This is a genomic window from Solibacillus cecembensis (assembly GCF_050272495.1).
GTDB classification, from domain to species: Bacteria; Bacillota; Bacilli; order Bacillales_A; family Planococcaceae; genus Solibacillus; species Solibacillus cecembensis.
This window is the reverse complement of the sequence record NZ_JBNNMF010000001.1, coordinates 320,706-341,063: the sequence shown is the minus strand read 5'-3', so window position 1 is coordinate 341,063 and position 20,358 is coordinate 320,706. Positions and strand designations below refer to the sequence as shown.

General features: G+C 37.1%; 20 protein-coding genes. 10 read left to right on the top strand and 10 right to left on the bottom strand.

Annotated elements, in window-relative coordinates:
* Positions 1-2 precede the first annotated feature (2 nt).
* A complete protein-coding gene (locus ACQKIH_RS01790; protein WP_427763071.1) occupies positions 3-2,165 on the top strand; it encodes an RNA degradosome polyphosphate kinase in 2,163 nt (720 codons plus the stop codon).
* A gap of 60 nt (positions 2,166-2,225) precedes the next feature.
* On the opposite strand, the gene ACQKIH_RS01785 is transcribed toward ACQKIH_RS01790, so the two are convergent.
* Entirely contained in the window at positions 2,226-2,405 is a 180-nt protein-coding gene (locus tag ACQKIH_RS01785; RefSeq protein ID WP_057985635.1) for a hypothetical protein, read from the bottom strand.
* Between the two features lie 186 nt (positions 2,406-2,591).
* Between ACQKIH_RS01785 and fadH the strand changes: the two genes are divergently transcribed.
* The 7 genes from fadH to ACQKIH_RS01750 all read left to right on the top strand — a co-directional run bounded on the left by fadH (position 2,592) and on the right by ACQKIH_RS01750 (position 9,710).
* A complete protein-coding gene (gene fadH / locus ACQKIH_RS01780) occupies positions 2,592-3,359 on the top strand; it encodes a 2,4-dienoyl-CoA reductase (protein ID WP_057985905.1) in 768 nt (255 codons plus the stop codon).
* An 83-nt stretch (positions 3,360-3,442) separates the two neighbouring features.
* Positions 3,443-3,673: a short-chain dehydrogenase gene (locus tag ACQKIH_RS01775; RefSeq protein ID WP_236706776.1), complete on the top strand. Its 231-nt coding sequence runs from the start codon at positions 3,443-3,445 to the stop codon at positions 3,671-3,673.
* 401 nt (positions 3,674-4,074) lie between these two features.
* A complete protein-coding gene (gene cbpB / locus ACQKIH_RS01770) occupies positions 4,075-4,518 on the top strand; it encodes a cyclic-di-AMP-binding protein CbpB (RefSeq protein ID WP_057985639.1) in 444 nt (147 codons plus the stop codon).
* Between the two features lie 80 nt (positions 4,519-4,598).
* Positions 4,599-5,498 (top strand): transcriptional regulator CcpC, encoded by a 900-nt coding sequence (gene ccpC, locus ACQKIH_RS01765; protein WP_427763068.1) that lies wholly within the window; start codon positions 4,599-4,601, stop codon positions 5,496-5,498.
* A gap of 165 nt (positions 5,499-5,663) precedes the next feature.
* Positions 5,664-7,967: a hypothetical protein gene (locus ACQKIH_RS01760; protein WP_427763066.1), complete on the top strand. Its 2,304-nt coding sequence runs from the start codon at positions 5,664-5,666 to the stop codon at positions 7,965-7,967.
* Positions 7,964-8,911, top strand: coding sequence for an ABC transporter ATP-binding protein (locus tag ACQKIH_RS01755; protein WP_427763065.1), 948 nt, complete (start codon positions 7,964-7,966; stop codon positions 8,909-8,911). Before ACQKIH_RS01760 ends, ACQKIH_RS01755 begins: the two co-directional genes overlap by 4 nt.
* A complete protein-coding gene (locus ACQKIH_RS01750; protein WP_427763063.1) occupies positions 8,892-9,710 on the top strand; it encodes an ABC transporter permease in 819 nt (272 codons plus the stop codon). Before ACQKIH_RS01755 ends, ACQKIH_RS01750 begins: the two co-directional genes overlap by 20 nt.
* A gap of 48 nt (positions 9,711-9,758) precedes the next feature.
* On the opposite strand, the gene ACQKIH_RS01745 is transcribed toward ACQKIH_RS01750, so the two are convergent.
* From ACQKIH_RS01745 to ACQKIH_RS01715, 7 genes are all read right to left on the bottom strand, one after another.
* Positions 9,759-10,943 carry an MFS transporter gene (locus ACQKIH_RS01745; RefSeq protein ID WP_057985649.1) on the bottom strand — a complete coding sequence of 395 codons (1,185 nt, stop codon included), beginning with the start codon at positions 10,941-10,943 and terminating at the stop codon, positions 9,759-9,761.
* Between the two features lie 207 nt (positions 10,944-11,150).
* Positions 11,151-11,933: a M15 family metallopeptidase gene (locus tag ACQKIH_RS01740; protein ID WP_427763061.1), complete on the bottom strand. Its 783-nt coding sequence runs from the start codon at positions 11,931-11,933 to the stop codon at positions 11,151-11,153.
* Positions 11,934-12,325: 392 nt separating this feature from the next.
* Positions 12,326-13,402 carry an ABC transporter substrate-binding protein gene (locus tag ACQKIH_RS01735; protein WP_427763060.1) on the bottom strand — a complete coding sequence of 359 codons (1,077 nt, stop codon included), beginning with the start codon at positions 13,400-13,402 and terminating at the stop codon, positions 12,326-12,328.
* Positions 13,399-14,199 (bottom strand): ABC transporter permease, encoded by an 801-nt coding sequence (locus ACQKIH_RS01730; RefSeq protein WP_057985655.1) that lies wholly within the window; start codon positions 14,197-14,199, stop codon positions 13,399-13,401. Before ACQKIH_RS01730 ends, ACQKIH_RS01735 begins: the two co-directional genes overlap by 4 nt.
* Positions 14,199-15,005 (bottom strand): ABC transporter permease, encoded by an 807-nt coding sequence (locus ACQKIH_RS01725; RefSeq protein WP_057985657.1) that lies wholly within the window; start codon positions 15,003-15,005, stop codon positions 14,199-14,201. The genes ACQKIH_RS01730 and ACQKIH_RS01725 overlap by 1 nt, the downstream gene beginning before the upstream one ends.
* Positions 14,998-16,098, bottom strand: a complete 1,101-nt coding sequence (locus ACQKIH_RS01720; protein WP_057985660.1) for an ABC transporter ATP-binding protein — start codon at positions 16,096-16,098, stop codon at positions 14,998-15,000. Before ACQKIH_RS01720 ends, ACQKIH_RS01725 begins: the two co-directional genes overlap by 8 nt.
* Positions 16,099-16,115: 17 nt before the next feature.
* Positions 16,116-16,658, bottom strand: coding sequence for a helix-turn-helix domain-containing protein (locus ACQKIH_RS01715; protein WP_057985662.1), 543 nt, complete (start codon positions 16,656-16,658; stop codon positions 16,116-16,118).
* 284 nt (positions 16,659-16,942) lie between these two features.
* Here ACQKIH_RS01715 and ACQKIH_RS01710 point away from each other — a divergent pair, with 284 nt between their 5' ends.
* The gene (locus ACQKIH_RS01710; RefSeq protein WP_057985664.1) at positions 16,943-17,374 is read left to right on the top strand and encodes a TlpA family protein disulfide reductase; all 432 of its coding nucleotides are present in this window, start codon (positions 16,943-16,945) and stop codon (positions 17,372-17,374) included.
* A gap of 109 nt (positions 17,375-17,483) precedes the next feature.
* Positions 17,484-18,140, top strand: a complete 657-nt coding sequence (locus ACQKIH_RS01705; RefSeq protein WP_057985665.1) for a potassium channel family protein — start codon at positions 17,484-17,486, stop codon at positions 18,138-18,140.
* A 111-nt stretch (positions 18,141-18,251) separates the two neighbouring features.
* Here ACQKIH_RS01705 and rnjA read toward each other — a convergent pair whose 3' ends face one another.
* Positions 18,252-19,919: a ribonuclease J1 gene (gene rnjA, locus ACQKIH_RS01700; RefSeq protein WP_057985667.1), complete on the bottom strand. Its 1,668-nt coding sequence runs from the start codon at positions 19,917-19,919 to the stop codon at positions 18,252-18,254.
* A gap of 5 nt (positions 19,920-19,924) precedes the next feature.
* Positions 19,925-20,134 carry a DNA-dependent RNA polymerase subunit epsilon gene (locus ACQKIH_RS01695; protein ID WP_057985669.1) on the bottom strand — a complete coding sequence of 70 codons (210 nt, stop codon included), beginning with the start codon at positions 20,132-20,134 and terminating at the stop codon, positions 19,925-19,927.
* Between the last annotated feature and the right edge of the window lie 224 nt (positions 20,135-20,358).

The window sequence follows — 20,358 nt, the reverse complement described above, 5'->3', positions numbered from 1 at the left end:
TGATGGCTAATGTAGATGAAGAGCGTGTTTCGAACCCAAATTTCCAAACAAACGATGAAGAAGCGAAAGTACGATTATTAGAAGAAATCGCTAAACCACAATATTATAACAATCGCGAGCTAAGTTGGTTAGCGTTTAATGAACGCGTATTAGAAGAAGCAGAAGATATAAATAATCCGCTATTAGAGCGCTTAAAGTTTTTAGCGATTTTTAGTTCCAATTTAGATGAATTTTTTATGGTTCGTGTGGCGGGATTACAAGACCAAATTCGTGCCAACTTCCATAAAGCTGAAAACAAATCAGGCTTAACCCCGAAAGAGCAGCTAGCGAAAATTGCGGAGCGAACACAGGCTTTAGTACGTCGCCAAACCGAAGTTTATCGACATTTAGTGGATGATTTACTACCACAGGAAAATGTGCATGTGCGCGATTTAAAACTATTAACACCAGAACAAAAAAATTATATTAATGAATTATTTGAGGAAACAATATTCCCGGTATTAACACCAGTAGCAGTCGACGCCTATCGTCCATTCCCGACACTAATAGGGCGTACATTAAATTTACTTGTCATGCTAGAAAATAACGGCATAGATAATGAAGGTATGGATAAAGTGGCAATTGTACAAGTGCCATCGGTGTTAGAGCGTTTTATTAAAGTGCCTTCTCAAAATAACGAAACGGTGTATGTTTTGCTAGAAGATGTGATTTCAAATAATGTGAATCACTTATTTTTTGGGTATAAAGTGAAATCGACGCAGGCATTCCGATTAACGCGTAATGCAGATTTAACAATTCACGAGGAAGGTGCACAAGATTTACTCGTTGAAATTGAAAAAGAGTTAAAGAAGCGTAAATGGGGCGTTGGTTCGCGCTTAGAAGTTCGTGATGGTGAGATGAATGATGACGTTTTAGAATATTTATTAGATGAATTTGAAATTGAGGAATCGGATGTCTTTAAAATTGATGGTCCACTTGATTTAACCGCTATGTTTGGGTTTGTTAAAGCGATTTCAGTTGGTCGAGAGCATTTAGAATATGAAAGTTTTATCCCACAACCACCACAGGACTTACAATCGGATGAAAATATTTTCGAGAAAACATTAATCCAAGATATTTTTTTCCATCATCCATTTGAATCCTTTGTACCGATTGTCGATTTTATTGCGGAGGCGGCGGAGGATCCAAGTGTGTTAGCGATTAAGCAAACATTGTATCGTGTTAGCGGAAATTCACCGATTATCCAGGCATTAAAGCAAGCCGCTGAAAATGGCAAGCAAGTAACGGTATTAGTAGAATTGAAAGCACGTTTTGATGAAGAGAATAATGTGCACTGGGCAAAACAATTGGAACAAGCGGGTTGTTTAGTCATTTATGGTATGAATAATTTGAAAACCCACTCTAAAATAACATTAGTTGTACGCCGTCGTCACGGAAAAATTGAACGCTTTGTGCATCTAGGTACGGGGAATTACAATGATGCAACGGCTAAGATTTATACCGATATGGGGATCATTACTTCGAATAAGGAATTTGGTATTGATGCGACGAACTTCTTCAATTATTTAAGTGGCTATACAGAAAAACCAAAATTCCATCATATCGTTGTCGCGCCATTTGATATTCGTGATGAATTCATTCAATTAATTGATGAAGAAATTGAGATGCATAAAAAGTATGGCAATGGCTTTATTCGCGCGAAAATGAATTCTTTAACGGACAAGGATTTAATGATGAAGCTATATGAGGCATCAATAGAAGGTGTACAAATTGAATTAATTATTCGAGGGATTTGCTGCATTCGTCCCGGAGTTTCGGGAATTAGTGAAAATATAACAGTGACGAGTATCGTTGGACGTTTTCTAGAGCACTCGCGTATTTTCTGGTTCCATCATAATGGCGAAAATAAATTGTTTTTATCGTCAGCAGATATGATGACACGCAATATGATTAAACGTGTGGAAATTTTATTCCCAATCTATTCTCCAGACATTAAAAAACGGATTATGGGCATTATGGAAGCGCAATTAGAGGACAATCAAAAAGCGCGAATTCAAGATTCTAATGGGAAATATCATTATAAAGAGGACCATAATAGTGATACACGCATTAATAGCCAAGAAATATTTTTAATCGAATCTTTAGGGACGATTGTAGAGGAATAAAACGATACCACTAAAAAAGCGTGTTGCCAATTTATTGTTGGCACACGCTTCTTTTTTGAACTAATTCTGTTTTCTAAAATTAGAAACTTTTTTAAGATAATGAAGTCCACCAATTAATATAAATGCGCCTAAAAACTTGTACAGTAGTGTTTGGAATGCTTCATGTTCAATTGAAATTGTCATAAAAAAGCAACCTATAAAAATAATAATAAATCCTATGATAGCATTTATAATTTTCATAAGTGTACACCTCCCTCTAAATTAATCTGCTTTCTAATGATGGATTTATTTGTTGGAAGCTTGAAAAATACCGAACTGTAATTAATAATATAAATTTTCAGAAAACTGTAGGTATTTTTTGAGTTTTATAGTAAAATAAGATAATGAATGAGTGTTCATTTTAGGAGAGATGGGGGATTTTCTATGATGTTACAAAATAAGACGATTATTATTACGGGTGGATCAAGTGGGATGGGTCTTGGTATGGCAAAACAATTTGTAAAAGAAGGTGCAAATGTTGTTATTACAGGTCGTGATCTAGATCGTTTAGCCAATGCTAAGCAGGAAATTCTAGAAAGTGGTTCAACGATTGAAACATTCCAAATGGATGTACGTGATCCAGACCAAGCACAGGCAATGGTTGATTTTGCGGTTGGGAAATTTGGACGAGTAGATAGTTTAGTGAATAATGCTGCTGGGAATTTTTTAGTACATGCAGAAAAGTTATCTCCAAATGGATGGAAAGCAGTTATTGATATTGTATTAAATGGCACTTTTTATTGTTCGTCAGCTGTGGGGCGTTACTGGATCGAGAATGGGATTAAAGGATCTCTATTAAATATGGTTGCCACGTATGCATGGGGGGCAGGAGCTGGAGTTATTCATTCTGCTGCTGCAAAAGCAGGGGTGCTGTCCATTACGCGATCACTTGCTGTAGAGTGGGGCGGTCAATATGGAATTCGTGCAAATGCCATTGCTCCAGGACCAATCGAGCGAACAGGTGGCGCAGATAAATTATGGGAGTCTGAAGAACAAGCAAAGCGCACAATTAATTCGGTACCATTACGTCGTTTAGGAACACCAGAAGAGATTGCGGATTTAGCCACGTTTATGCTTTCAGATAAGGCCAGTTACTTAAATGGAGAGTGCATCACGCTTGATGGCGGATCCTGGTTAAATCAATTCCCATTTTAAGAATCAATTAATTGACTAAGGAATAATAATAGCGGGAATGCCACATACTAGTTGTACTGCAAAAGGGGGCGGTTTCGATAGGTATGTGGTTATACCCAACGATTTTTGTATGTGTCATTCTATGTATAGTAGGTTACTGGCTTACTGTACGAGTGGGACATGGTATTGAAAAAGATGGCCAAGAAAGAGATTCGGATATTCCAGAGCCAATTATGGAGCATCCATTTTTATTGAATCCAATTATTTTGTCTTACATCATTTTTGGTTTATTTACAGGGTCCATTATCTTTTATTATTGGGCAAAAGGTTGGTAAAGCATACGTAACAAGACGAGAATTTCTTTTCGTTTTGTTGCGTTTTTATTTTAGCGTGTCTGGTATGACTTAGTACCTTACTCATCTTTTTAAAACACTAGGCAGCATTCATGGTCAAAAAATTGGCAATTATGTTATGATAGAAGTAAGCAAATAGATGCTGTGTCATTTTTTAGCGAGCATTACGGATTCGGTATGAAATTTTTTGAGTACCTTACGTCTTTGTGACAACAGCTAACTGACCTATATCATGTAAGTTAAAGCACAAAGCCGAATCCAACCGCATAATTGATTTGATTTTTAAAAGTCGCAGTATTTTCTAGGGAAATTTGTCGACGATGATCCCTTAGCTTACTTAGTGTTTACTGCCCGTTATAAGCGGCATAAAGGAGTAGAAGATCATGATTTCAATTAACAACAGAGCTTTATTAGATATGCCTATTAGTGAATTTATTATTTCTTCTGAAAAAGTAGCACATGTACAAAGTGGAAATAGTGCAGAGCATGCCTTACTTGTGCTAACGAAAACAGGCTATTCTTCCATTCCTGTTTTGGATATGAAATACCGATTACAAGGTTTATTAAGCACAAAGATGATAACAGAAGCCATTTTAGGTTTAGAGCGAATTGAATATGAAAAATTATCAGATATTCGAGTAGATGAGGTAATGGATCCAAAGGTTACGTATTTAAAGTTGTCAGATACATTTCAGCGTGCACTTGATTTAGTCATTAACCATGCCTTTTTATGTGTTGTGGATGAGGATGGCACATTTGTTGGAATTATGACGCGACGAATTATTTTGAAACAATTAAAAAAATATATTTATCAGCATAATGCATAGATAGTAAGAGTCGGCAAAATCCAATAAGGGATTTTGTCGATTTTTTAACGACAAGTATGACATGCATTGGAGGAACCGTGATGACTGTAACAGAGGCAGAAATTTTAAAAATTTTAGCCGAGGAAAGAAATATGCGAAAAGCGGCAGAGCGATTATTTTTGACACAGCCGGCTTTATCGCAGCGTTTACAATCGATTGAGAAGGACTGGGGGGCACAGCTATTTATACGCTCGCAAAAGGGATTAACCCCGACACCAGCGGGAGAACTAGTCATCCAATACTCAAATGAAATCATTGTAAAGCAAGAGGAAGTATTTGAAACGATTCAAGCACTCAATTCAAAGGTTCATGGGACATTGAAAATTGCTTGTGCATCGATTGTTGGACAAAACTGGCTGCCAAAAGTGTTGAAGGATTTTGTGACGAAATATCCTGATGCCAAAATTTCATTAATGACGGGCTGGAGTTCTGAAATTGTGAAGGCACTCTATGAAGGAGAGGCACATGTTGGAATTGTCCGCGGTCAAGTCGATTGGAAAGGTAAAAAAATTCATTTATTCCGCGATATGATGTATTTAGTGGATAAGGAATTAGCGGATATAGAAGATATACTGACGTCAGATCGCCCGTTCATCCAATTTAAAAGTGATTCCGATTATTATCAAGAAATTCAGCAGTGGTGGCAGCGACATTTTAATCACAATCCGAAGCATCAGATTATTGTCGACCAAATCGAAACGTGCAAACAAATGGCTGTTAACGGAATAGGCTATGCCATTTTGCCATCTATTACACTAAACGGAGAAGAAAAGGTCAATAGAATTCCATTAACGAATTCAGAAAAGGACCATGGGCTTACACGTGATACATGGCTCATTGGCTATGACTCGTCCTTTGAATTGCGTCAAGTCGAGGCTTTTGTCGATGTTGTGCAAGACCACGCAAGATGCTTATATGATTATTCTAATGGCGAATCTTAGTAATAAACTATTATATAAAAAAATAAAAGTTATCTGTTTAGCGAATGTTGTTAAACGGGTAACTTTTTTTAGAGGGAAAAATAGATTAATGTCATTTTAAATTTTTGATTATTCTGGAACTTTACATTGCAAATTTCGTACAATGAAAGAGAGAGGTGGGTTTGTATGAAGAAAATGATGACCTGTATTATCCTATTAATTTGCCTAATTCCGTCCGTAAATGCAGCGGCCGAAGTTTCAATTACAGCTGAATATGGTTTGCAAGGACAAGGGAAATTTGATCGACCGATTGCTGTCACATTGACACTTCAAAATGATGAAACACCATTTGAAGGGGAGCTTGTCACGACATATCCAGCTAATTATATGCTGCAAACAGGGCAAGTCATCTCATTAAAGCTTGCGCCACATGAAAAGCTAATAAAACAGTTTTATATGGGAAGCTATCCGTATGAACTCTACTCGGATAATGAAAAGCGATTTGTTCAGTTGTATGAAGGTAGTGTTGAAAATGGGAAAAAGGTGGAGCATTTTCAATTTGAAAATAGAAAGCCAAATTTATTCGAGTATGAGACACATGTTGTCGGCGTTTTTAGCTATCCACAAGTAGCACAAGCATTGCAAAAATTGCGGACGATTGAAAAAGGAAGATTATTGGAAGTAGAAACCTATCCATTGATGACGGCGGACTTGGTCACTGATATTCGTTCCATAGACTTTATAAATACGATTGTTTTGACAGATCCACTGAAAATGATAGAGCAGGACCAATTTGATATTTTAATTGAATGGATGAAACAGGGAGGACAGCTTGTTGTACAAGAGGATGTCACTTTTACACCACTCGCTTCTTATGCAGCTTTGCAAGCAACAGGGGGAACTTCCGAAATTAGCCCAACACAATTAACAGATTTTACGGGCGAGGGTAAATTTACAAATCCAATGTCAATTCGAACGAGTGAATTGATGCCGAAAGCTCAAGCGATTGAGGTAAATGGTCAACTGATTGCGGCTAAACAAAAGGTCGGAAGCGGTATGCTTATTCAAACAGCATTCTCATTGACGGATTCAACTTTAATCGAAATAGACGGCTTTGCAAACTTATTTGCCAAATTAATCGACTTCCAAAATAAAGAAATGTACAAATCCTCGATTGACGATGAAATAGTAAATCAAGTTGTCCCAGTGAATGAGCTATTCCCAGCCTTTCAATTTTCGACGTGGATTATTATTAGTGTGTTTGCGCTTTATATTTTAATAATAAGTCCAGTTATCTATTTTTTACTCAAACGAAAAGATAAAAGAGAGCATGCATGGTGGATTATACCGACCATTTCCTTTGTGTTTTCAATCATGCTATTCCTAGTAGGTGCGCGAGATCGCCTTGCCCAACCTCAAATTCAGCAAAGCGCGGTAATTAAAATAGGAAATGAGATAGACCAACAGTATTTCACACAATCTTTGCTAACAAATAAACGAGGAGATTATACGTTTGAATTAGCAAATGGTATTGAGGCCACTGCTTACAATAGTCGAATGTCGAATCGGACGGATTTCCAAAAAGGGCAATGGAGTTATGTGAAGCAAAATGAGTTTGTTATGAAAAATGTTGCGTATTGGGATGTTGAAACGATTGTAGGAAAAGGCCCGATTGAAGTAGGGCAATTTAAGCTAAATATGACGAACGATAACGGGATTTTGACTGGGACCATTACGAATGAATTACAGATAGATGTAACAGATGTACAGCTTTGGACGGGGACGAATTTTATTTCTATTGGAAATTTAAAACAGGGTGAAAAGCGAAAGATTGAAGAAAAAGTCCCGACAACGCTATTATTACCAGTAGCGCAGCCAATAATGGACTACACTGCACCAACGCCAGAAACAATCGATAAAGTGTGGAAAGACCGACTGAATGCTCTCGCCTATTCGACCCTTTCAACAGAGGATGCACCTGCTATTATTGCAAGTGCAAATAATGTACCACTCGGCGCTATATTATCGCAAAAGGCACAAGTTACTTCAAACGTATTAATTGTTCAGCCGATTCATGATGTATTCACAAATCTGTCGGATGAAATTACGTTAACGAATGAAGCTTTTAACATGAGCTATTCAGAAACACTTTACGGTGGGATAAAGGAACAATTCAACTCATCTATGCAAGATGTTTATTTAGCTCCGGGTACGTATGATGTGTCATATCGTCTATCATTGCCAATTCAAAATATGGCAATGGATTGGTCAAGTTTGCACTATAAAACGGAACATCCAATAATGCGTGCAACTATATATAATGTGGAAACGGAGCAGTTCGAGCCAGTAAATACAAACTTTTCAACAGAAAATGTCCAGTCCTATTTAAATGATGGAGAAATAATTGTTCAATGGGAAGTTAGCGAAGGGGGCAATTTGGAACTACTAAACTTGCCTGAAATCACGCTGAAAGGAGGGCGACAACAATGATTGAATTTCAGCAACTGACAAAAAACTATGGGCAATTAAAAGCACTAAATGAATTGTCCTTAACGATTAAAAGAGGAACGATCTTTGGTTTTGTTGGAGCAAATGGTGCGGGGAAATCAACGGCTTTTTCAATTCTTGCAACGTTACTAAGCCCAACTTCTGGCGACATTTTAGTAAACGGAAAAAGCGTTGTGCAAAATCCGCATGAAGTACGTGCCCAAATTGGTTACATGCCAGACTTTTTTGGTGTGTATGACCAATTAAAAGCCGAGGAATATTTAGACTTTTACGGGGCGGCTTATGGAATGCCTGCAATGTTACGCCAGCAAAAAATTACGGATCTATTAGCGCTCGTTCGCCTTACTGATAAACGCGATCAATATGTAGATGACTTATCAAGAGGGATGAAGCAACGTTTATGTTTAGCGCGAACGTTAATGCATGACCCAGACATTTTAATTTTAGATGAACCTGCTTCTGGATTAGATCCACGTGCACGGGTAGAAATGCGTGATATTTTAAAGGATTTAAAAGGACTTGGAAAAACGATTCTTATATCCTCACATATTTTGCCTGAGCTCGCAGAAATTTGTGATGAAATTGGGGTATTGGATAGCGGAAAATTAATTGCAAGTGGCAATATACTTGAAATTCAAGCACAGCTACAAGGGGATAAGTTTATAACGGTAAAAGTGCTAGGAGATGTAAACGTTGCACAGCAATTTTTCTTACAGCAGCAAGTGGAGCATATAGAAAAAAATGATTTTGAAAATAGCGTAACTTTTGTATTTAATGGGGATGATGTGATGCAGGCGAACTTATTAAAGGCAGCCATTGATGCGGGGATTCAAGTGACGGCATTTGAAGTAGAAGATAAAAACTTGGAAGATGTCTTTATGGTCATTACCGAGGAGGTAGCAAAGCATGAATCAAAAACCGTTTAATCCAGTATTGTTGAAGGAGTTAAAACTACGCTTTCGCAATGCCAAAAGCTTTTCCAGTATTGCTTTTTATTTAATCGCGTTAACATTATTCATCGTTGCCTTTTTTAATTTGATGACGGGCTATACAGCAAGTGGATTTTTTCAGCCATCGGAAAGCTTTTTATTATTTGCTTGTTTAACCGTTTTACAAATGGGGCTTATTTTATTTATTGCCCCAGCGTTAACGGCGGGAGCCATAAGTACCGAAAGAGAAAAGCAAACATTAAATATTTTATTGACGACGACGCAAACATCAGCACAAATTATTATTGGTAAATTAATGGCATCATTAGCCTTTTTACTCGTTATTTTACTGGCGACGTTACCGTTATACAGCATCGTATTTCTTTTTGGTGGCGTCTCTCCAAGCATGGTAGTAGCGGTATTCTTGCTCTTTATTTTAACGGTTTTTGCATTGGGAAGCGTCGGAATTATGTTTTCGACGATTACTAAAAAGACGATTGTTTCCATGATCACTACTTATGGGGTAGCAATTTTCTTCGCTTTCTTTACGTTTCTATTCTTTTTAGTAGGTGTAGTGAATGGTTTAGAAAGTGGATTATTGGCCATTTCGTATGTATGGATTAGCTTAAATCCATTTGCCGTAGCGCTCAGTGTCATTTCTCCAGACATTGCACTTGGAATTAGTGAAACGACGAAAATTGAACTTAGCCCTGTATGGATTTATGTGATTGGCTATAGTGGAATCGGGTTATTAAGTTTAGCCATTGCGATAAAAAAATTAAGAGCAACTCATTAATAAAAGCTGTCCCTAGTGTTCATTTGCACTGGGGACAGCTTAATTTGTTTATGATGCTTTCATTAAGTGCGGTGCTTTTTTGGAAGTCCACATAAAAGCGAGTATGAAGCAACCGACTAAAATAACGAAGCCTAAATAATAAGGAGCTTCTGAATTCCATTCGAATAAAATACCTGCAAGTGCTGGACCGAACATATTTCCTAAGCTCATATATGCATTGTTCATCCCAGCAGCAAAACCTTGTTCAGTACCCGCCATTTTTGAAATAAGTGTATTAACGGCTGGTCGAATAAATGTTGTTGCAATCGAGAACAATGTAGCTACGGTTAGAATGATAAAGAAACCATTTACGAAAATAATCAGTAACATTGTAATTGCAGCCAGTAATAAATTAACTAAAATGACTTTCATTTCTCCAAAACGTTTGAACAAAATATTGATGACATACATTTGTAAAATAACGCCGGCAAATCCGCCAACCGTTAAAATAATCGCGATATCAGTAGGTGTATAGTTAAACACCTTATCTAAATAAAGAGAGAGCGTCGTTTGGAAATTAGCGATACCAAAGCTAAATGTAAAGACTACGAGTAAAAATACAAAATAAGACGTTTTGAATGAACGTGCTAGTTGTTTGACGAGATTTTCACGTGGGGCCTTATTCGCGACGGTACTTTTAATGTTTGGTAAATAAATGGCAGATAAAATGGCTGCTGCAAACGCCACCGTACCAGCTAAATAAAATGGGAAAGTTAAATTGATATTTCCTAATAAACCACCGACTCCAGGTCCAATCATAAATCCAAGAGACATAGAAGCGCCGATCATGCCCATTCCCTTTCCGCGTTCTTCAAAGGTTGTGATATCTGCAACGAATGCCATAATTGGAGGCATTATGAAAGCAGCGCCTGCACCACTTAAGAAGCGAGCTAAAAATAATACCCATACTTCGGTTGCGAAACCGAATAATAGTTGGGAGAAACCATACACAACGAGTCCTGAAATAATAAAGATTTTTCGTCCGTGGCGGTCTGATAAATCGCCTGCCACAGGTGAAAGTAAAAATTGTGCCAGTGCAAATCCAGCAACTAAAAATCCGAGCACTTGACCACCTACGCCAAAAACGTGTAAATAGGCAGGCATGACGGGAATAATGATGCCGATCCCGCCCATCGTAATAAACATATTAAACATTAATAAATAGAGTACAATTTTATTTGATTTTTGTTCCATCTAGAGCCTACCCTTCTATCAAAATATTTCGATTTCTGAAATGTATATTGATTAATATTCATATTGTACCTGTATTCGTGATAAAAATCACCTTTTCTTTGAAGTTCACAACAGGTTACAGAAGATAAATGCTCCTAGGAAGTAAGGTAAACAAAAAAACTACTGCACAAGTTATATGATATAACTTTGTGCGGTAGCTAATATAAATTACTTTGTAATAATAATACCTTGCTGATTATCCCCAGAGAGCTCGTAGTCGCTTAAATTTTTCACAGCTTCCTGTGCATCTTCAATGGATGGATAATATGAAATCATTGTGCCATTTGTTGTTTTATAAAAGCCATTTGATTGTAAGTAAGCAATATATTCCTCAAGCACCCATTGTTCTGTAAACATAACTTCACTGTGCGGCAATCCGACATAACGGAAATGCCAAGGTTCAAAAGCAATGCCTGTTATATCTGTCTTTCCTTCAGGATAGCGCAAAATAAATCCGTAACGCCAAGCATTTTGAGCGAGCCATTTACCTTCATCGGATACACCCATCGGACCGCTTGTTGAACCAATATCGACAGCAAGCCCAGAATTATGCTCGCTATAGCCAGCTGGTAGCGCAACATTGCCGCCGAATTGATCGAATACACTTTGTTGCGTGTGAAAATCGCGGAACCCACTATTGATGGCGAAGTTCGTAATGCCTTCTTCATGTGCGTCCTTTAACATTGCGTTTAAATGTTGGGCAAGGCGTTTGGAAATTTCCGTAGTAGCGTCGGAAATTTCAGCATATTGAACGACTTCTGTTGCCAGTTTTATATCATTTGGAATGGTTGTTTCGTCCACTGCAAATTGGTTATTAATTAATCGTAAATCCCCATGATAGATGTGCAAATTTTGCTGGGGATGTTTATCGGTAGTAGAAGTAGAGCGACTCGCATCGAATCCCCAAAACCCGATAGCAAGTATTAATAAAAGTATGATCCATTTTTTCATTTCATTGCCTCATTTTCCGTTTACTTTAATTCAGCAGAATTCCTCAATTCCTATAAGTCGGGAATGAATTCTAAAAGGGCAATTCTATTCAGTGGGGGTTCAAACCCAGGCTGAATTAAATTAAGCCCCGGCGGATGTCACAGATTTTTAAGGGAAGTTTTTCGAGCGAGCTCGAAAAAATCTGGACGCAATTACGCCGAGGCGTAATTGATTTTAGCCAATTCCACAAAAGTTTGGTCAATTTTTTTGATTCTTATTCCCGAATGGCGCTTTTCTATTTCTTTAGTATACCGATAAAAACTTAATAGAAAGTGAAGCAATTTCTTAAGAATTTCTGAATATTTCTGAAGAAAAAAAGCAACTATCCTTATGCTCAAGGATAGCTGCTCACATTAATTCAAATTCATTTTAAATTCTAAGAAGTATTCGTTGTATTTTCCTAACCAAGTAAGACCAAGATTCTCGTATACTTCAAGCTTCTCGCGTAATTCGTGACTAGGATAAAAGCGTTCGTCTGCGATGACTTCTGGGTCCATAATGTCCCATGCCGCTTCATTAGGTGTCGAATAGCCGACATAGTCAGCATTTTGAGCGGCATTTTCTTGATCTAACATGAAGTTAATAAATTTATGTGCACCTTCTATATTTTTAGATGTTTTCGGAATGACCATATTATCAAAAAATAAGTTAGAGCCTTCTTCTGGAACCGCGTAGTTAAGTTCTTCATTTTCAGCCATCATATCTGCTGCTTGCCCTGCCCATGTTAGTGCAACAGCCGCTTCGTTATTAATCATCAACGGTGTAATTTCATCACCAATGATCGCCTTAACGTTCGGTGACAATGTCATTAATTTGTCCGTTGCTTGACGTAAAACTTTATCGTCTTTCACATTTAATGATTCACCAATTGTATTTAATCCCATACCGATGACTTCACGTGAGCCGTCTACTAAAAAGACTTTTCGCTTTAACGACTCATCCCATAAATCATCCCAAGTTTCGAATGTTAAATGGTCCTCGATTAAGTTGGGGTTATATACAATTCCAACTGTCCCCCAAAAATAAGGAATCGAAAATTCATTATTCGGATCAAATGGTAAATTTAAAAAGTCATCATTAATATTTTTCAGGTTTGGAATTAATGTGTGATCTAGAGGAATAAGTAAATTATCTTCTCTCATTGATTCCACTGTATATTCAGATGGCACGGCAATATCATAAGCTGAGCCGCCTTGCTGAACTTTTGTTAACATCGCTTCATTAGAATCGAATGTTTCATAAATAACATTAATACCTGTTTCTTGTTCAAACTTTTTGATTAAATCTGTGTCAATAAATTCGCCCCAGTTGAAAACAGTTAGTGTATCTTTGCTGCCTGTACTGCCTTTTGATTGCATTTGACCAGCAGCGACAAATAGCAGACCACAAACAATGACAATAGCAATCGTCGCTTGTAATAAATCTCTCATCGTTGTCCCTCCGAAGTTGCTGATTTTGCCTTTTGATTAATGAAGTAATAGCCGATGACAACGAGTACAGTAATCGCAAATACTAATCCTGAAATGGCATTGACCGTTAATGAAATTCCTGCGCGTGCCATCGAGTAAATTTCTACCGATAATGTGCTAAATCCATTGCCGGTAACGAAAAATGTAACAGCAAAATCATCGAGTGAATACGTCAAAGCCATAAAGAAACCTGCGAAAATACCAGGTGAAATATACGGTAAAATGACACGGGTTAATATATCTCTTTTTGTTGCACCTAAATCACGCGCTGCATCGATTAATGATGTGTTCATTTCAAGTAACTTCGGTAAAACCATTAAAACAACAATCGGAACACTGAAAGCAACATGTGATACAAGTACCGAAGCAAAACCTAATTTAACACCGATCATTGTGAATAAAATTAAGAAGCTGGCACCAATCACTACGTCTGGTGAAACGATTAAAACATTGTTTAATGAAAGGAGTGTGTTGCGCATTTTTTTATCTTTAATTGAAACAATACCAATTGCACCAAGTGTACCGATAATCGTTGCAATTAAACCAGATAATAAGGCAACGATCACGGTATTAATTAAAATAACAATGAGACGAGAATCATCAAATACAGCTTGGTAATGCTCAAGTGTAAATGATTCGAAATTGTTCATGTTGCCGCCGCTATTAAATGAGTAAAAAATTAAATAGAGAATAGGCGCATAAAGCACGGCAAAGACAAAAACTAAATACGCCTTTGAAGTAGCGGATAATTTTTTCATTATGCGCGTCCTCCTTTAGAGTTTTGTTTCGTAACAAGCATTGTTAATGCCATGAATACGATTAAGAATACCGCAATTGTCGAACCCATGCCCCAGTTTTGTGAAACAAGGAATTGCTGCTCAATCGCTGTACCAAGTGTGATGACTTGGTTCCCAGCAATTAATCGTGTAATCATGAATAATGATAATGCAGGAATAAATGTGACTTGAATACCTGCTTTTACACCATCAATTGTAAGAGGGAATACAACGCGTCGGAAAGTCGTCCATGCCGATGCGCCTAAATCACGAGCCGCAAATACTAAGGATGGATTCATTTTATCCAATGAGTTAAAGATCGGAATAATCATAAACGGAATGAAAATATAAACCGCTACGAAAACGAAACTAAAATCCGTAAATAAAATTTGTTTAGGATTAAAGCCAAATACTTCAATCAATGCATTAATCGGACCATAAAGACCGAAAATGCCAATGAATGCGTACGTTTTTAATAATAGGTTAATCCAAGAAGGGATAATAATAAGCATCAACCAAAGTTTCTTATGTTTTGTTTTTGTTAGTAAATAAGCTGTTGGATAAGCAAAAATTAATGTGAATAATGTAATTAAAAATGCATACCAAAAGCTACTAAATGTCATTTTTAAATAAATGGGTGTAAAGAATTTTGCATAGTTGGCTAATGTAAAATTGCCGTTTAAATCAAGTAGCGAATAATATAAAATTAAAGCGATTGGCGCGATAACGAATAAAAGTATCCAAAATAAATAGGGGATTAATGGGGTTTTAGCTGCTTTACTATTCATGCTCTTCATCCCCATAAGCTTCAAGACGCTTGTCGAAATCTTCCTCTGTTTCATTTAAACGCATGACATGAATCGCTTCTGGATCAAAGTCCAAACCGATTTCTGCACCAACTTCTGCTTTTTTCAAAGAGTGTACGAGCCATTCATTGCCGTCTTTATCGTAAGTTGAAAGCTCATAATGCACCCCGCGGAATAATTGCGTATCAACCGTTACAATTAATTTCCCTTTATCCGGTGTTGTAATTTCTAAATCTTCTGGTCGGATGACAATATCGATTTTCTCGTTTGGTTTCATACCGCCGTCGACACATTCAAATACGTTGCCCGCAAATTGTACTTTATAGTCTTCAATCATCGTACCAACAACGATATTCGATTCTCCGATGAAATCTGCCACGAAGCGGTTAATCGGCTCATCATAAATATCTACTGGTGTACCTGATTGTTTAATTTCTCCATGTGATAAAACAAAAATTTCATCACTCATCGCAAGTGCTTCTTCTTGGTCATGTGTAACGAATACAAAAGTTTTACCAAGACGTTGTTGCAATTCGCGTAGTTCATATTGCATTTCTGTACGTAATTTTAAGTCTAGTGCCGATAATGGCTCATCTAATAAAATCACTTCCGGATCATTGACAATGGCACGAGCAATCGCAACACGTTGACGTTGACCACCTGACATTTCTTGAATTTCACGATTACCATAACCGGCTAAGTTGACGAATTTTAACGCTTCTTGAACGCGCTCACGAACTTCTGCTTCTTTTACTTTTTTAATACGTAAACCAAATGCCACATTTTCGAAAACGTTTAAATGGGGGAATAATGCATAATCCTGAAATACGGTATTTACTTGGCGTTCATTTGCAGGGATATTATTAATACGTTTTCCATCAAAATAAACATCGCCAGTTGAAGCCTCTGTAAAGCCGGCAATAATACGTAAAATGGTTGTTTTACCACAGCCAGATGGACCGAGTAATGTATAGAATTTACCTCTCTCTAATTCGAAGTTAATATTTTTTAATACGACTGTCCCATCGTCGAATGATTTTGTGACATTTTCAAAGCGAATAATCGCGTTATCCATTGCATGTGCCTCCTAAATTATAAATAAGATTGAGTTGCAACTAATAGTAGCTTCGTCATACCATTATGTGCATTAAAAATTTGATGATTTGAGGTAGCTTCATAGTAGACAGCATTTCCTTCACTTGCGATATATTCAGCATTGCCGATGACAACTCGAATGCGACCGTTTAAAACGTAAATAAAAGTTTCCGCTAAAGAAGGTTCGAATGTTTTAAATTCAGCATCCTTTTGAAGTGTAATGAAGACAGGCTCCATTTCTTTTTCATTGGAAGTTGGAATTAACCATTCGATTTCATATTTTTTGTCGTGGTCAATAAAGCTTGTTTGATCATCTTTTGTAAAAACAATTTTTTCATTTTCTTGCTCATCATCAAAAAAGTCTCGTGGCGAACACCCGAGAACTTCTAATAAATTGAATAAAGTTTCAATTGATGGAGAGTTTAAATCGCGTTCTAGTTGTGATATATAGCCTTTCGTTAAATCGGTGCGTTCTCCAAGTTCCTCCTGGGTCAAGCCCTTTGTTAATCGAAGTGACTTGATTTTCGTTCCAATTTGCATACGGTCAAGCTCCTCTCCAAGTTTACTTATGTTAAACTCTAAGTACAGAAGTTTACTTTAACAAAACTTTAAGTTTACGAAAACAATTATAATTATACATAATGTTAGCAGATTTTCAAGGGGAATTTTCTAGAAAGACAAACAATTTCACGACTACTGATGAAATCGTGAAAAGCCGACCAAATCAAGGTCGGACTTGATTAAAATGTAAATGTTTAAAATGAAATGAAGATTGAGGTGACGAAAGAAAAAAAGAGACATATTCTAATGGTAAGGAGGGAAATATGAAAATACGTAATCCAATGCCTCCACTTGAAGGTGCAGAGGTAATCTTAAATGAGCGCAAGTTTGATCGACAAAAGAACGGGAAGCTCGTACTCATTTATTTTTGGTCCATTAGCTGTAATCAATGTGAGCCGTCATTGCTGAAATTAAATGAGTTAAAGCAGATTTTTCAAAATAAGATCCAAATTTTAACTGTCCATATGCCGAGAGATAAAAAGGATAAAGAGGTGGCTCCAATAAAAGCTAAGGTGGAAAATCTCGCGCTGCCATTTCCGGTATTTGTGGACAGTCAATTAAAAATATCAGATGCGTTTCAAAATCGAATGGTGCCTGCATTTTATTTATTTGACCAAGAAGGGTTGCTTCGGTTTTATAAAGCAGGGGTCATGTCAACAAAGCAATTAGAACAAAAAATTAATCGAATCCTATAAAGTCAACTTCACAATTTATGAGAAAAGTGAATGATGCGACATTATTAATGGCGAGAAACCAATTTTTACGATAAAATATGGACAATTGAATTTGCACGGAGGAGAACCGATGAAAAAAGAATTTGTTGTTATCGGCTTAGGTCGATTCGGAGGAAGTATTGTAAGAGAACTTGTCAAACAAGGTGCAAATGTGATGGCGATTGATACTGATAGCGAACGCGTAAATGAATTTGCACAAATTGCGACGCAGGCAGTGGTGGCGGATACGACGGAAGAATCGGTCATTAAGTCTTTAGGCATTTGGAATTTTGAACACGTGATTGTAGCAATCGGTGAAAATATTCAAGCAAGTATATTGACGACATTAATATTAAAAGAACTAGGCGTTCCACAAATTACTGTAAAAGCGCAAAATGATTATCATGAAAAAGTGTTACGGAAAATTGGCGCAGATTTTGTTGTGCATCCTGAGCGTGATATGGGCATTCGTATTGCAAATAATATGCTTTCAAACAGTGTGTTAGATTATTTAGAGCTTTCTGGTGAGCACTCGATTATGGAAATTAAGGCGAGTGAGAAAATTGCTGGTAATTCTTTAATTGAACTGGATATTCGTGCGAAATATGGTGTCAATATTGTTGGCATTACGCGCGGGGAGGAAATTATGATTTCGCCTGCAGCAACGGAACGTATTGAGGTAGGGGATGTACTGCTTATTATTGGGGCCGATGTGGATATCAATCGATTTGTTCAAAAGGTAATTTAATGTTTATTCTAGACATCAACGTGTTCAAGGAGGGACGGTGTTGATGTCTTTTTTGCGTTTACGCACAAAAAAGAGAAGGTGCACAAATATATGTGCACCTTCTCTTTGCAGTTATACTTCCATAATGATTGGTAAGATCATTGGACGACGTTTTGTTTTTTCATATAAATATGGTCCTAAAACGTCTGTAATTTCGTTTTTAAAGTCATTCCATTCAGTATCTTTCTCTTGGATGCTGCTATTTAAATGTTTGTTTAACATTTTTTGCGCTTCATTAATCATCGTACCTGATTCACGCATATACACAAATCCACGAGAAATAATATCTGGACCTGACACAAGTTTATTTCTTGCCATATCGACGCTTACGACAACGATGACTAAACCTTCTTCTGAAAGTATGCGTCGGTCGCGTAATACGATATTGCCGATATCCCCGATTCCATTGCCATCAATATAAACATTACCTGAAGGAATTCGACCGGCAACATGCGCCTCATTTGGACTTAATGCTAATACCTCACCGTTATCCATAACGAATGAGTTTTCAGTTGGGATTTCACACGCTTCAGCAAGTTCCGTATGGATTTTTAACATACGGTATTCACCGTGAATCGGCATGAAAAATTTAGGCTTCATTAAACGAAGCATTAATTTTTGTTCTTGTTGAGAACCATGACCAGATGTATGAATATTATTTAATGCACCGTGAATTACTTCAGCACCAGCGCGGAATAATAAGTTGATAATTTTGTTTACGCTCATCGTATTACCTGGAACAGGAGAAGATGAGAATATAACAGTATCACCCGGTTGGATTTGAATTTGACGATGCGTACCATTTGCGATACGTGATAAAGCTGCCATAGGTTCCCCTTGAGAGCCGGTACATAAGATCATCACTTCATTTGCTGGTAGGCGATTTAAGCTTTGTACATCAACAAATGTTTCTTTCGGTGCAGTAATATAACCAAGTTCACGGCCGATTGTAATGGCATTGTCCATTGAGCGGCCAAATACAGCTACTTTACGTCCGTACTTTACAGCTGCATCCGTAGCTTGTTGTAAGCGGTGAATATTTGATGCAAATGTTGCAAAAATAATACGACCATCCACTTTGCGGAAAATGTCATCGATACTTTTTCCGACTGTACGCTCAGACATTGTGAAATCTGTTTTTTCGGCGTTTGTACTATCAGAAAGTAGGCATAGTACACCGTCACGACCAATTTCAGCCATCTTTGTTAAGTTTGCTGGCTCGCCAACTGGTGTAAAGTCAAATTTAAAATCTCCAGTATGGACAATATTACCTGGTGGTGTTTTTACAACAACGCCAAATGCGTCAGGAATACTGTGTGTTGTACGGAAAAAGCTAACAGATGTTTTTCTAAATTTGATAATGTCTTCTTCTTTAAATTCAATTAGCTTTGTCGTGCGTAATAAGCCGTGCTCATCTAATTTATTGCGAAGTAGACCTAGCGCTAACTTCCCGCCATATACAGGTACATTTACTTGACGTAATAAATAAGGAATACCACCAATATGATCCTCATGACCATGTGTAATGAAAAGCCCTTTTATTTTGTCAACATTGCGTACTAAATAAGTATAATCTGGGATAACGTAGTCAATGCCTAGTAAGTCATCTTCCGGAAATTTAATACCAGCATCAATTAAAATAATTTCGTCTTGGAATTGAACTCCGTATGTGTTTTTGCCGATTTCGCCCAGTCCGCCGAGCGCGAAAACAGCTGTTTGATCATTCTTAACGAATTTCATGAGAATTAAGCATTCTCCACAATGAAATTAGGGCTTGCTTGTTCATACTCAAGGTAGTTACCTTCTAATAATTGAACAAGCTCGATGTTATAAGTACGGTCTTTTAAATAGTGACGAACTTCACGTTCAGAAGCAGCCTCTAAATAAAGAGTTTTTGTGTTTTCGCGAACTGGAATGGCATTGATGTTTTCTTGATAATACACTTTGTAAATCATAGTTACTCTCCTTTAGTTACGAACATAATTATTGCACTTCTATAATAGAAAAAATGCATTTCCTTTATCTTATCACGCGAGTCCTTTAAAATAAAGAAAAGCCCATCAATTTCCTTTAAAATTGAGAAGAAATATTTAAGGTTTACAAGAAAGGAATAGGGAAAAAATGGCGTACCCTCAAAGTTTGAAATGAGGTACGCCATGAATGTTATAAATTTTTTTAG

Coding starts and splice junctions, on each gene's coding strand:
- ACQKIH_RS01735 (WP_427763060.1), bottom strand. CDS start 13,402: ATGAGAGATTTATTACAAGCGACGATTGCTATTGTCATTGTTTGTGGT.
- ACQKIH_RS01745 (WP_057985649.1), bottom strand. CDS start 10,943: ATGGAACAAAAATCAAATAAAATTGTACTCTATTTATTAATGTTTAAT.
- ACQKIH_RS01725 (WP_057985657.1), bottom strand. CDS start 15,005: ATGAATAGTAAAGCAGCTAAAACCCCATTAATCCCCTATTTATTTTGG.
- ACQKIH_RS01775 (WP_236706776.1), top strand. CDS start 3,443: ATGTGGTTATACCCAACGATTTTTGTATGTGTCATTCTATGTATAGTA.
- ACQKIH_RS01710 (WP_057985664.1), top strand. CDS start 16,943: ATGAAAATACGTAATCCAATGCCTCCACTTGAAGGTGCAGAGGTAATC.
- ACQKIH_RS01730 (WP_057985655.1), bottom strand. CDS start 14,199: ATGAAAAAATTATCCGCTACTTCAAAGGCGTATTTAGTTTTTGTCTTT.
- cbpB (WP_057985639.1), top strand. CDS start 4,075: ATGATTTCAATTAACAACAGAGCTTTATTAGATATGCCTATTAGTGAA.
- ACQKIH_RS01750 (WP_427763063.1), top strand. CDS start 8,892: ATGAATCAAAAACCGTTTAATCCAGTATTGTTGAAGGAGTTAAAACTA.
- fadH (WP_057985905.1), top strand. CDS start 2,592: ATGTTACAAAATAAGACGATTATTATTACGGGTGGATCAAGTGGGATG.
- ACQKIH_RS01720 (WP_057985660.1), bottom strand. CDS start 16,098: ATGGATAACGCGATTATTCGCTTTGAAAATGTCACAAAATCATTCGAC.
- ACQKIH_RS01715 (WP_057985662.1), bottom strand. CDS start 16,658: ATGCAAATTGGAACGAAAATCAAGTCACTTCGATTAACAAAGGGCTTG.
- ccpC (WP_427763068.1), top strand. CDS start 4,599: ATGACTGTAACAGAGGCAGAAATTTTAAAAATTTTAGCCGAGGAAAGA.
- ACQKIH_RS01705 (WP_057985665.1), top strand. CDS start 17,484: ATGAAAAAAGAATTTGTTGTTATCGGCTTAGGTCGATTCGGAGGAAGT.
- ACQKIH_RS01695 (WP_057985669.1), bottom strand. CDS start 20,134: ATGATTTACAAAGTGTATTATCAAGAAAACATCAATGCCATTCCAGTT.
- ACQKIH_RS01740 (WP_427763061.1), bottom strand. CDS start 11,933: ATGAAAAAATGGATCATACTTTTATTAATACTTGCTATCGGGTTTTGG.
- rnjA (WP_057985667.1), bottom strand. CDS start 19,919: ATGAAATTCGTTAAGAATGATCAAACAGCTGTTTTCGCGCTCGGCGGA.
- ACQKIH_RS01755 (WP_427763065.1), top strand. CDS start 7,964: ATGATTGAATTTCAGCAACTGACAAAAAACTATGGGCAATTAAAAGCA.
- ACQKIH_RS01760 (WP_427763066.1), top strand. CDS start 5,664: ATGAAGAAAATGATGACCTGTATTATCCTATTAATTTGCCTAATTCCG.
- ACQKIH_RS01790 (WP_427763071.1), top strand. CDS start 3: ATGGCTAATGTAGATGAAGAGCGTGTTTCGAACCCAAATTTCCAAACA.
- ACQKIH_RS01785 (WP_057985635.1), bottom strand. CDS start 2,405: ATGAAAATTATAAATGCTATCATAGGATTTATTATTATTTTTATAGGT.